The organism is Arthrobacter sp. CAN_A1 (assembly GCF_015751665.1).
Lineage (GTDB): Bacteria > Actinomycetota > Actinomycetes > Actinomycetales > Micrococcaceae > Arthrobacter_D.
Genome location: NZ_JADOUR010000002.1, coordinates 211,804 through 222,806 on the forward strand (window position 1 = coordinate 211,804; position 11,003 = coordinate 222,806).

The following is an 11,003-nucleotide window of genomic DNA, read 5'->3' on the forward strand; positions in this document are numbered from 1 at the left end:
GTGACATTTTCCGTCTGGCTGGCTTTACTCGGAGCGCAGGCCCTCATCAGTTTCAGCCCCGGTGCAGGTGCCGTGAACACCATGAGCAACTCCCTGACCGTGGGTTTCCGCCGGTCCATGTGGGGCATCTTGGGACAGCAGGTTGCCCTCCTGGTCCATATTGCGGTGGTGGCTGCCGGCGTCGGACTGCTGGTGGCGAGTTCGCCGGTGGCGTTCAACGTGATCCGTTTCGGCGGCGCCGCGTACCTGGTGTATCTGGGCATCAGGAAACTCCTGCAGGCTCCAGACCTTGAGGAGCAGGCGGCCGTCCGCCGGGTGGAGGGAGCCTTTTCCCTGTTCCGCCGGGGCCTCTGGGTGAACCTCCTGAATCCGAAGGCCATCGTCTTCTTCCTCGCCTTCGTCCCGCAGTTCATCAGGCCGTCCGAGCCGCTGCTGGGCCAGTACGGCATCCTGGCGGGCACCGTGGTGGCGATCGACGTGCTGGTGATGTGGTTCTTTTATGCGGCGGCGGCCAAATCGTTCAGACGGTTTACCCAGAATCCGCGCGGGCAGATCGTCCTTAACCGGGTCTTTGGCCTACTGTTTGTAGCCGTGGGCGTCCTGCTCGCCGTCGCCTAACGACACCCTCGAAGGATCCACAGCCATGGCACCAACAGCGGGGAACGCCGTCGCACCGTTGATCATCGCTGTTGATGGTCGGTCGGGGGCTGGCAAGACCCGGCTGGCCGTCGAGCTGGCCGCACTGCTCCGCGAGCACCACACCGTGAGCCTGTTTCATCTGGAAGACATTTACCCGGGCTGGGATGGCCTGCAGTCAGGCATGGACCGCTACGTCTCGAGGGTGCTCACTCCGCTTGCCGCCGGCGGCACCGCCAGCTGGCGGGCCTGGGACTGGGCCGCCGACGACGACGGGCCGGAGCACCGCACCCCACCCGCCGACGTCGTCATCGTTGAAGGGGTGGGCTCGGCCTGCCGGGCCGCACTTGATTTCCTTGACGTGAGCATCTGGGTGGACGCCCCCGACGAGGTCCGGCGTTCCAGCGCCCTGACCCGCGACGGCGACACCTACGCGCCCTTCTGGGACCGCTGGGCCCGGCAGGAGCAAGCGTGGCTCGACCGCGACCAGCCCCAGCTCACCGCCGACATTGTGGTCAACGGACACCAGGACACTGCGGCGCCGGAGCGGGTCCGGGTGGCCCTCACCGGGCTGCCCCAGTGCGGTGTGCTGCTGGCGGTGGAGCGTGCACAGCGCCGTTCCGCTACCGTCCAGGTCGAGCGGCTGGCAGGCTGTCCCGATAGTGCCGCCCTGTTCACCGCCCTCTACGGCGCGTCCACGGCCGCGGTCTGGCTGGACAGTTCGGATGCCGAGCCGGGAGTGGGCGGGCGGAGCCGGTTCACCATCATGGCCGACGACGGCGGGCACTTCGGCCAGCTGGCCCGGCATTCGGCCGGCAGCACCGAGATTGTCTCGGGCGCGGTCAACGCGCGGATCCCCGGGCCGTTCTTCCGCTGGCTCGACCTCACCTGGGGGCGCCGGACCGTGCCCACCCCCGATGACTATCAATGCGGCTTCACCCTGGGCTGGCTCGGCTACCTCGGCTATGAACTGAAGCGGGAGACCGGAGGCAGCGCCGGTCCCGCTGGCCCGCTGCCCGACGCGGCGCTCATCTTCGCCGGCCGTGCCGCAGTCCTGGACCATGAGCAGCAGGCCACCTATCTGCTGACACTGGCCGGACCCGGTCCCGGTTTCGATGATGAGGCTCAGGAGTGGCTCACCACGGCACGCGCGGCCGTCACCGACGCCCGCCCAATAGACCCGGCCCCCGCTGCCGGAGCCTCGCCGGTCTTCACCTCCCGCGACTCCCGTGACGGCTACCTGGACAAGGTCCGTGCGGCGCAGGCGGAAATCCGGGAGGGCAACACCTATGAGGTGTGCCTGACCACCTCCCTGCAGGCCCGCACGGCCGGGACCCTGCCGCCGCTCGACGTGTACAGGTCCCTGCGGCGAGCCAGTCCTGCGCCCTTCGCCCATTTTCTCAGGTTTCCGGGTTTCGCCGCGGCCAGTACCTCCCCCGAACGGTTCCTGCAGCTCAGCGCCGGCGGCGCCCTGCGGGCCGAACCCATCAAGGGCACCCGCCGTCGGTCGCCCGATCCGGAGCTGGACCGCGCCCTGCGGGAGGACCTCCTGACATCGCGCAAGGACCGCGCCGAGAACATCATGATCGTTGACCTGCTGCGCAACGATCTGTCCCACGTTGCCGTCCCGGGCAGTGTGACCGTCAGCCGGTTATGCGACATTGAACGTTACGCCACCGTGTACCAAATGGTGAGCACTATCGAGGCCCGGCTGCGGCCCGGGACGTCCCGGACCGAGGCGGTGGCAGCAGCCTTCCCCGCAGGGTCGATGACCGGCGCACCCAAGATCAGCACGATGGCCATCCTCGACCGGCTGGAGGGGGCCCCTCGCGGCCTGTACTCGGGCGCGGTCGGCTACTTTTCGCTGAACGGCGCGGCAGATCTCGCCGTCGTCATCCGCACGCTCGTCCTTGAGGACGACGACGGCGACACCCGGCTGACCCTGGGCGTCGGTGGTGCGATTACTGCCGATTCGGACCCGGAGGACGAGTGGGATGAGGTCCGGGCGAAGGCCTTCGGAGTGCTGTCCGGCCTGGGCGCCGAGTTCCCGGACAGCTAGGACAGGTCGATGACGCAACTGCCGCACGGCCAGCGCCTCGGAGTGGAAATGGTCTCCCAGCTGGTGGCCACCCAATTCCCCCAGTGGGCGCATCGTGCCGTGGTGGAGGTGCTGCCGGGCGGCAACGACAACCGAACGTTCCGGCTCGGTGATGACCTGCTGGTCCGTTTGCCGAGCGCCGCCGGGTACGCAGCGCAGGTGGAAAAGGAACACCGGTGGCTTCCGGTCCTTGGTCCCGCGGTGCCACTTCCAATTCCGGTTCCGGTGGCGTTGGGAGCGCCGGCAGACGGCTTCAGCTATGCGTGGTCGGTGTACCGCTGGATCGATGGCACGACGATCAGCAACGACGGCCTGCCGGACGCCGGAGCATCCGCCTGCGCTACGGCGTTGGCGGACTTCCTGTCAGCGCTGCACCGGGTGGACCCCGACGGCGGCCCCCCTCCGGGCGAACACAACTTTGGCCGGGGCGGGCCGCTCGCCACCTATGACGCGGAAACCAGAGCGTCGATCACCGGGTTGGGAACTGCCATCGCTGGCCCCGCCGCCCTTGACATCTGGGACGCCGCCCTCGCCGCCCAGTGGACCGGCCCGCCCGTCTGGGTACACGGGGATGTGGCCGCCGGAAACCTGCTGCTCCGTGAAGGGCGGCTCGCTGCGGTGATCGACTTCGGGTGCTGCGCGGTAGGAGATCCGGCCTGCGACCTGACCATTGCGTGGACGGTCTTCGCTGGGCCGAGCCGTGAGACCTTCCGGGACCGGCTGACGCTGACGGATGGGACGTGGGCCCGGGCCCGCGGCTGGGCCCTGTGGAAAGCGGCCATCACCCTGGTGCAACACGTTGGGTCAGGCTCCGGTGAGGAGGCGGCAGCCCTCCGGGTTGTCAACGAGGTGATCGCCGATCACGCGGCAGGGCTCGTATAGCTGCTGCGCGTCGCCGCGTTGGCGCTCTCCGACGCATCCGGTCAGCCGTTGACGGTGATGCCGGCCCTTACCACCACGCATTGGCCGCTGCCGAATAGCGTGCAGCCGGGTTGGCCGTCTAGCGGCGGACCTTCCGGCGTCCGCTGATGCCCTCGGCGACGCCGATCAGCAGTACTGAGGCGATGACTGCCACGACGAATCCGATGACGTTCAGTTCGAAGATCTGCCCGGTCCCAAGGAGGCTGGCGATGACGCCGCCGATCACCGAGCCGGCCAAACCTAGAAGCAGCGTCGCCAGCAACCCGAGGTTCTGCTTGCCGGGCTTGATCAGGCGCGCCAGGGCGCCGATGATGAGTCCCGCGACGATAAATCCGATCACAATAACTGTCCGTTCCTAGAGGGGTTTCCCGTGGCGACGGGGAGGTGTGCCATCTGGTAACACTACTGATCAATTCTATCCGGTCCCGGTCGCGGCGGAAAAGTGGACCGGGTGCGCCGTCGTCGTCTGCCGGCGCACAACTATGCTGATGCCATGACTGTTCTCGTGTTCCTTGATCCTGCCTACGACGATGGCCGCATCGCCGATGCCTCGGTCCCGCAGCTGATGGCTACCGACCTCGGCGCCACCCGTGGGGACGGCATCTTTGAGTCCCTGCTGGCACTCAACGGGGAGGCCAGGAAGGTGCAGGCTCACCTGGACCGGCTCGGTTCGTCCGCACTGGCGCTGAACCTGGCCCTGCCGTCCCAGGATGCGTGGCGTCGGGCCATTGCCACCGCGCTCGACGCGTATGCGGCGACGACAGCGGGGCCGGCCGACGCCGAACTTGCGGTGAAGCTCCTGGTCACGCGCGGTGTTGAAGGCGCAGATGCGCCCACCGCCTGGGTACAGGTGGCTCCGGTTCCCGCCAGGACGCAGCGTCAGCGACGCGAGGGGCTGTCCGTGCTGCTGCTGGATAGAGGCTACGACAGCACCGTGGCGCAACGCGCACCGTGGCTGCTGATGGGAGCGAAAAGCCTGTCCTACGCGGTCAACATGGCGGCCGTCCGGTACGCGCAGGCCCACGGTGCCGACGACGTCATCTTCACCTCCTCGGATGGCAAGGTCCTCGAGGGTCCAACGTCAACCGTCCTGCTGGCCCGCGTCCGGGACGGCGTGAAAACGCTTCTGACTCCGCAGCTGGAAAGCGGGATCCTACCGGGGACCTCGCAAAGCGCCTTGTTCAGTGTGGCGAAAGCAGCAGGCTGGGACTTGGGGTACGGCCCGCTGGTCCCCGCAGACCTGTTCGACGCCGACGGGGTGTGGCTGATCTCCAGCATCCGCCTCCTCGCCCCGGTGAATTCGCTCGCCGGACGGCAGATCGCGCCTGCCGCCGGGCTCACCGCTGAACTGACGGAGCTGGTGGCAAAAATTTCCTGACGCCGGTTGTCGATTCTGGCCCCCGTCGACCGTCATGAAAGTGAGCGACGCAGAGGGCGTCCTCACAAGGACACGATAGGAGTTGCGCGATGAGTACCGAATACATCATCCTGCTGCACGACAACGAGGCAGCCTGGCAGCAGGCGACGCCCGAGCAACGGGCTGCGACGTACGGCCGGCACACCGAGTTCGCCCGGCGCTGCGCCGAGGACGGACACACCATGACCGGCGGCGCCGAACTGCAGCCGTCCTCCACCGCGAAAATCCTCCGGGGCAGCGCCATGGGCATCACCGACGGCCCCTACACCGAGACCGCCGAACAGCTCGGTGGGTTTTATCTTGTGGAAACGGAGAACCTCGAAACGCTGGCCAAACTCGTGAATGAGTTGTTGGCTGATACCACCGGACCGGCGGAGATCCGGGCAACGATCCGACCAGGTGAGGGCAGCTAGATGAAAGTCGCAGTGTTTCTCTACCAGGATGAGTCGGTCTGGGCCACCGCCACGGAGGCCGAGCAGGCGCAGTACATGGCCGAACATGATGCCTTCTCGGAGGCCGCGCGCCAGCGGGGGAAGATCGTCGCCGGGGAAGCCCTGGGCCCCGTGTCCACCGCGACGACAGTACGCCGCCGCGGGGACCAGGTGGGACTCACAGACGGGCCGTTCGCTGAAACCGCCGAACAGTTGGGCGGCTTCTACGTGCTGGACGTGCCCGACCTTGATGTGGCGGTGGATCTGGTGAAGCTGCTGCCCGAGTACACGGTTGAGCTGCGGCCAATCGTCGAGTATTAGGGCCGACGCCGATGCCCGGCCTGCCCGACGCAGCAACGGCTGCGCTGGAGCAGGCCTGGCAGGAGCACTGGGCACGGCTGCTGGCTCTCCTGGTGGGCCGCTTCCGTCGCCTCGACCTGGCCGAGGACGCGCTGGCTGATGCTTTTGCCGCGGCGGTGAGTACCTGGCCGCGCGACGGTGCCCCTGAGTCTCCCGCGGCGTGGCTCCTGACTGCCGCCCGCCGTCGTGCACTCGATCAGGTGCGTTCGGAGGCTATTGCGCAACGCCGGGAACCGCTGATGGTGGTGGACGTCGAGGCGCGGGAAGCCGCGGCCAGCGCCGTCGACGACGGTGGGCACATCCCGGACGAGCGGCTGAGGATGCTGTTCACCTGCTGCCACCCAGCACTGTCCCCCGACGCCCGGGCGGCGTTGTCCCTGCGGTTCGTGAACGGGTTGAGTGTCGGCGAGATCGCCCGGCTGTTCCTGGTACAGGAGTCGACGATGGCGGCCCGGCTGACCCGTGCGAAGAAGAAGGTGGCTGCCGCGGGGATCCCGTTCACGGTGCCGGCGCCGGCGCGGATGACCGAACGGCTGGACGTCGTCGCCGCCGTCATCTACCTGGTGTTCACGTCCGGCTACGCGCCGGCCACCGGCGACGGTCCGGTACGGACGTCGTCAGCGGCCGAGGCCATCCGGCTGGCCCGGGTGCTCGACGCCCTGCTTCCGGACCAGCCGGTGGTGTTGGCCCTGCTGAGCCTGATGACCCTGCAACACTCCCGCCGGGACGCGCGGGTCTCACCTGACGGCACCCTGGTCCTCCTTCCCGATCAGGATCGCGGCCGGTGGCACATTGGGGAGATCGACGCCGGGCTGGAGCTACTGGGACGGGTCCCCGGCTCCAGCTCAGGGCCGGCCCGGGACTATGCGCTTCAGGCCAGGATTGCTGCCGAGCACGCCGTTGCCCCGTCCGCGGGGGCCACCAACTGGCGTCGTATCGCTGACCTGTACGCCGAGTTGGAAGCGCTGACCGGTTCGCCGGTGGTCCGCCTGGCGCGGGCCGTCGCGGTGATGGAAGCCAAGGGGCCGGACGCCGGGCTGCTGCTGCTCGACGGGCTCGATGAGCGGCTCCCCCACCATCACCGGCTTCCGGCGGTGCGGGGCGAACTCCTGGTGCGCGCCGGACGGCCGGCTGAGGCGGTCGCGGCCTTCGCCGTCGCCATCGCACTGTGCGGCAACGAGGCCGAACGTGACCATCTCCGCCGTCGCGCCGCCGAGGTGGCCGGGCAGCTCCGGCACCCCTAGGAGGCGCCGAGAAGGAAGTTCCAGGTCCCGGCGAGCACCGCCGCCGTCACCGCTGCCCCGGCGATGAGAATCCCGGTGAGGCAGACCCAGAGGTCGAGCCGGCTGAAGGTGCTTTCCCTGGCCCAGGTGCGATTTCCGGCCCCGAAACCGCGCGCCTCCATGGCTACGGCCAGCCGGGTGGCCCGGCGGATCGCCTGCACGATCAGCCCAAACCCCTGCCCAAGAAAGTTCTTCAACCGCGCCACCGGGTTCCCTTCAAACCCGACCCCCCGCGCGTGCCGCGCCAACCCGAGGGTCCGCCACTCATCGACCAGTAGCCCCACAAGCCTCAGCCCCGCCAGCGCGCCCAGCACAAACCGGTGCGGCAACCGCATGCGTTGCGCCAGCGCGTCGGCCAGGTCAGTGGGGTCGGTGGTGGTCAGCAGGAAAATCCCCGGGAGGGCGATGGCGAGCCCGCGCAGCCCAATGGCGATCCCGGAGTTCACCGAGTCCTGGGTAAAGAGGATTGGTCCAACCTCCAGCAGCACCGCCCCGGTCTTCTCGGCCAGCAGCGCCGTGCCGTAGGCAGCGACCACCGCCGCCACCACCAGCGGCCAGGTCCGCTTCAGCAGTTGCCAGGCGCTGATGCCGAGGAGCGGCAGCAGCAGCAGCTCACTTCCGAGGACGACGGCGGCGCTCACCCAATCGATGCTGAGCATCACCACGAGGGTGACCAGCACAGCAGCGAACAACTTCGACAGCGGGTTGGCCCGCGGCAGCAGCCGTCCCGTGAGCTGGGGGGTCAGGACGTCGACGCTCACGGCGTTGGCTCCAGCACGGCCCCACGGTGCGCGACCCGCAGCACCCGACTGCCCAGCGCTGCGGTGAACTCCTGATCATGGGTGACGGCGAGGAGGCTGCCGCCGTCGTTGATCCATTCCGCCAGCAGGGCCACCAGTTCCGCCCAGGTATTGGCGTCCTGCCCGAACGTGGGCTCATCCAGGACCAGGATGTCCGGATCGGTCGCCAGCATGGTGGCCACCGAGAGCCTCCGCTTTTCGCCACCGGACAGGGTGAACGGGTTGGCCTGCAGCAGTGCGGTCAGTCTGAGCCGTTCGGCGATGGGATCCACCCGCCGCCGGACCGCTGCGTCGTCGCTGCCGTCCAGCCGCCGGGGGCCGAACTCCAGCTCGTCGATCACCCGGTGGGTCAGGAACTGGTGCTCGGGTTCCTGGAAGACCGTCCCGATGCGGGTCACCAGTTGTGCGGACTTCCAGGCGTGCGGGTTGCTCCCGGCGCCGCGGTTCAGCGAAGGCGCCGCTTCCAGCCGTCCGCCGCGCGCGGGGAGCAGGCCAGCGAGGGTCAGCGCGAGCGTCGATTTCCCACCCCCGTTGGGGCCAACAATCCCCAAGGAGGATCCGGCGGCCAGGGTGACGTCCACGCCGTCGAGCACGGCCGGTCCGCGCTTGGTCCGCGCCACCGCGAGCCCGCGGGCCGTGAGCAGGGCTTCCCCCGGTGAGGGGCTGAGCGCGGGGAGCGTCGGCTGCTGGCCGGGGATCCAGACCCCGGCGTCGGCCAGCCGGGCACGGGTCGCCGGGTCAGAGAGCACCCGCTCCGGCGGCCCGTCGGCGAGGATGCCGCCGTCGGACGCCAGCACCACCACCCGATCCACCACGTCGGCCCACACGGCCACCCGGTGTTCCACCACCACGAACGTTGCTCCGGTGCGGTCCAGGACACGTACGACGGCGTCGCGCACCTCCAGCACACCGGCCGGGTCGAGGTTGGCCGTGGGTTCGTCGAGCAGCAGCAGCCCGGGCTGCATCGCCAGCACCGCAGCCAGTGCCAGGCGTTGCTTCTGCCCGCCGGAGAGCGCCGTCGTCGGATGGTTCAGGGGGACGGCCAGCCCGACGTCGTCGAGCGCACGGCGGACCCGTTCCCAAATCTCGTCCCGGGGGACGGCCTGGTTCTCGGCACCGAAGGCCACCTCGTCGCCCACCCTGGCCAGCACAATCTGTGTGTCAGGGTCCTGAAGGACCAGGCCGGCACGTCCGCGCGCCGCCCCGGGGGCCCGGCCGTCGAGGGCGAGGGACCCGTGCTGTTCGCCCTGCCCATCGTCCCCGAGGACCCCGGCAAGCCCATGCAGCAGGGTGGATTTACCCGACCCGGAAGCGCCCAGCAGCAACACCCGCTCGCCGGGCGCCACCGCCAGGTCAAGGTCACGGACGGCGGGAGTCTTGCGCCCGGCATGGCGCCAACTCCAGCCCTGCGCGCTGATGCTGACGGCCGACGGTCCACCATATTCACCCATACCGGTTAGACATCAGCCGTTCGTCCGGAAGCGAAGGCTGAGAGCACCCCGGTTTTGGCCAGGGCTCGGACCGCCAGCCAGGAAACAAACCCGGCAATCACCACTCCCGAGATGGCGGCGAACACCACGTACAGCAGCTGCCACTCGAACGCCCACAGGGCGTTGTAGAGGATGTTCTCGCTGAGTGCGAGGGCAAGGCCGGCGCCCAGCCCGGCGAACAGAGCGACCCCGAGGTTCCACTTGCGGTAGAGGAACAGGAGGAAGATGAGCTCAGCCCCGAGCCCCTGGATAGCGCCGGAGAGCAGGGTGGCCAGGCCAAACTGGGTGCCCAACATCGCCGACACGGCTGCTGCAAGCACCTCGCAGTAGATGGCGGCGCCGGGTTTCCTGATGATGAGCCCGCCCAGTACGCCGGCGATCAGCCAGCCTCCGGTGTACAGGCCGGCCAGGGGCGGGAAGGCGCTCGTGAGCGCTGAGATACCCGTGTAGCCGGCGGACCAGGCAAAGAACACCACCCCGACGGCGACCGCCACTACCGAGGCAACCACAATGTCGACCACCCGCCACTGGTAGCGGGCACGAAAAGTGGGGGTGTTGTGTGTTTGTGCTGTTGATGAAGCCATTAAGAATCCTCCTGAGGTACAGGAGGGGAGGGCGCCTAAGGCCCGCAGCAATGCCACTGGCCGGGCACCCTGAGATACTCGACTCCCTTCGCCGGTACTAGCCGGATCAGGTTCGAGGGTCTGCGGTAGTCCGCACTCTCAGCGCCCGTCCACTTGGGTGGACGGCGCTCCCCTGTCGTATGTTTTAGCAATCCCAACTGTACACCTGAGGCCTTCCCTGCTGCCAAGGGCGCTGCAGGGTTCGACGCCGAGGGGCGCGCCGTCGTCGTAGTCTGACGGAAACGCTAGGCTAGGAAAAAGCCACCACTGAAGGAGAAACCCATGAATCAGCTTATGAAACTGCTCGGCGTCGCGATGAGCCTTGGCGCTGGCATTGTTGGCGCCAAGCTAGTGGATTTCATCTGGCACAAAGCCACCGGCAAAGCGACACCGAAGGAGGAGGATGCGCTGGAGAACAGCCTGCGTTCCGCCATCGCGTTCGCTCTGATTTCGGGCGCCGTGCGTGCCGTCCTGCAGGTGCTGACCAACCGCACCACCCAGAAAGCAGCCCTGCGGTTCGCGAAGACCCGCGATCTGACGTAAAAGTCTTACGCCTCGTCGGGGCGCTCGGCCGTTTGCTGGCCGGGCGCCTTTTTGTTGGCTGCCTTCTCCACTACCTCGTCCAGTTCGTCCATGCTGAGCAGGTCACGCCGCATGTGCTTGGTCCGGTAGCCGGCCCGGCCCACCATGTGAGCTGACACCGGAACCGTGAGCAGCATGAAAATCCAGCACACCACCAGGACCGGAACCAGCACCCAGGTCCGCAGTTGCAGCCCCATCGCCAGCAGGAACAGAAGCAACCCCAGCACCTGGGGTTTGGTGGCCGCGTGCATCCGCGTCAGGAGGTCGGGGAACCGGAGCAGGCCGATCCCCGCTGCCAGGGACATCAGGGCCCCGCCGATCAACAGCACGGCGGTCAGGGCATCAATCACAGTGTCATTCAT

The 11,003-nt window shown here is 68.2% G+C and carries 13 protein-coding genes and 1 riboswitch; of the genes, 8 read left to right on the forward strand and 5 right to left on the reverse strand.

What is annotated here, in order from left to right; all coding sequences use genetic code 11:
* Genes IWX62_RS03760 through IWX62_RS03770 form a run of 3 tightly spaced genes read left to right on the forward strand, consistent with a single transcriptional unit; the run spans nucleotide 1 to nucleotide 3,616 of the window.
* On the forward strand, nucleotides 1-618 hold the full coding sequence (locus tag IWX62_RS03760; protein WP_196840035.1) for a LysE family transporter: 618 nt from the start codon (nucleotides 1-3) through the stop codon (nucleotides 616-618).
* Between the two features lie 25 nt (nucleotides 619-643).
* The gene (gene pabB / locus IWX62_RS03765; protein WP_196840036.1) at nucleotides 644-2,695 is read left to right on the forward strand and encodes an aminodeoxychorismate synthase component I; all 2,052 of its coding nucleotides are present in this window, start codon (nucleotides 644-646) and stop codon (nucleotides 2,693-2,695) included.
* A gap of 9 nt (nucleotides 2,696-2,704) precedes the next feature.
* Nucleotides 2,705-3,616, forward strand: a complete 912-nt coding sequence (locus IWX62_RS03770; RefSeq protein WP_196840037.1) for an aminoglycoside phosphotransferase family protein — start codon at nucleotides 2,705-2,707, stop codon at nucleotides 3,614-3,616.
* A gap of 118 nt (nucleotides 3,617-3,734) precedes the next feature.
* On the opposite strand, the gene IWX62_RS03775 is transcribed toward IWX62_RS03770, so the two are convergent.
* Entirely contained in the window at nucleotides 3,735-3,995 is a 261-nt protein-coding gene (locus IWX62_RS03775) for a GlsB/YeaQ/YmgE family stress response membrane protein (protein ID WP_196840038.1), read from the reverse strand.
* 153 nt (nucleotides 3,996-4,148) lie between these two features.
* On the opposite strand from IWX62_RS03775, the gene IWX62_RS03780 reads away from it, so the two are divergent.
* The 4 genes from IWX62_RS03780 to IWX62_RS03795 all read left to right on the forward strand — a co-directional run bounded on the left by IWX62_RS03780 (nucleotide 4,149) and on the right by IWX62_RS03795 (nucleotide 7,107).
* Nucleotides 4,149-5,033, forward strand: coding sequence for an aminodeoxychorismate lyase (locus IWX62_RS03780; RefSeq protein ID WP_196840039.1), 885 nt, complete (start codon nucleotides 4,149-4,151; stop codon nucleotides 5,031-5,033).
* A gap of 89 nt (nucleotides 5,034-5,122) precedes the next feature.
* Nucleotides 5,123-5,485, forward strand: coding sequence for a YciI family protein (locus IWX62_RS03785; RefSeq protein ID WP_196840040.1), 363 nt, complete (start codon nucleotides 5,123-5,125; stop codon nucleotides 5,483-5,485).
* Nucleotides 5,486-5,824 (forward strand): YciI family protein, encoded by a 339-nt coding sequence (locus IWX62_RS03790; RefSeq protein ID WP_196840041.1) that lies wholly within the window; start codon nucleotides 5,486-5,488, stop codon nucleotides 5,822-5,824. It abuts the gene before it with no gap.
* An 11-nt stretch (nucleotides 5,825-5,835) separates the two neighbouring features.
* Nucleotides 5,836-7,107, forward strand: coding sequence for an RNA polymerase sigma factor (locus tag IWX62_RS03795; protein ID WP_196840042.1), 1,272 nt, complete (start codon nucleotides 5,836-5,838; stop codon nucleotides 7,105-7,107).
* On the opposite strand, the gene IWX62_RS03800 is transcribed toward IWX62_RS03795, so the two are convergent.
* Genes IWX62_RS03800 through IWX62_RS03810 form a run of 3 tightly spaced genes read right to left on the reverse strand, consistent with a single transcriptional unit; the run spans nucleotide 7,104 to nucleotide 10,020 of the window.
* On the reverse strand, nucleotides 7,104-7,907 hold the full coding sequence (locus IWX62_RS03800; protein ID WP_196840043.1) for an energy-coupling factor transporter transmembrane component T family protein: 804 nt from the start codon (nucleotides 7,905-7,907) through the stop codon (nucleotides 7,104-7,106). The genes IWX62_RS03795 and IWX62_RS03800 overlap by 4 nt on opposite strands.
* The gene (locus tag IWX62_RS03805) at nucleotides 7,904-9,397 is read right to left on the reverse strand and encodes an ABC transporter ATP-binding protein (protein ID WP_196840044.1); all 1,494 of its coding nucleotides are present in this window, start codon (nucleotides 9,395-9,397) and stop codon (nucleotides 7,904-7,906) included. The genes IWX62_RS03800 and IWX62_RS03805 overlap by 4 nt, the downstream gene beginning before the upstream one ends.
* Before the next feature lie 5 nt (nucleotides 9,398-9,402).
* Nucleotides 9,403-10,020 carry an ECF transporter S component gene (locus IWX62_RS03810; protein ID WP_333483196.1) on the reverse strand — a complete coding sequence of 206 codons (618 nt, stop codon included), beginning with the start codon at nucleotides 10,018-10,020 and terminating at the stop codon, nucleotides 9,403-9,405.
* 66 nt (nucleotides 10,021-10,086) lie between these two features.
* A riboswitch (TPP riboswitch) is annotated at nucleotides 10,087-10,204 on the reverse strand.
* Nucleotides 10,205-10,341: 137 nt separating this feature from the next.
* Here IWX62_RS03810 and IWX62_RS03815 point away from each other — a divergent pair.
* Nucleotides 10,342-10,602, forward strand: a complete 261-nt coding sequence (locus IWX62_RS03815; RefSeq protein WP_196840045.1) for a DUF4235 domain-containing protein — start codon at nucleotides 10,342-10,344, stop codon at nucleotides 10,600-10,602.
* A gap of 5 nt (nucleotides 10,603-10,607) precedes the next feature.
* Here the strand turns inward: IWX62_RS03815 and mnhG are convergent, their stop codons facing one another.
* A complete protein-coding gene (mnhG, locus tag IWX62_RS03820; RefSeq protein ID WP_196840046.1) occupies nucleotides 10,608-11,003 on the reverse strand; it encodes a monovalent cation/H(+) antiporter subunit G in 396 nt (131 codons plus the stop codon).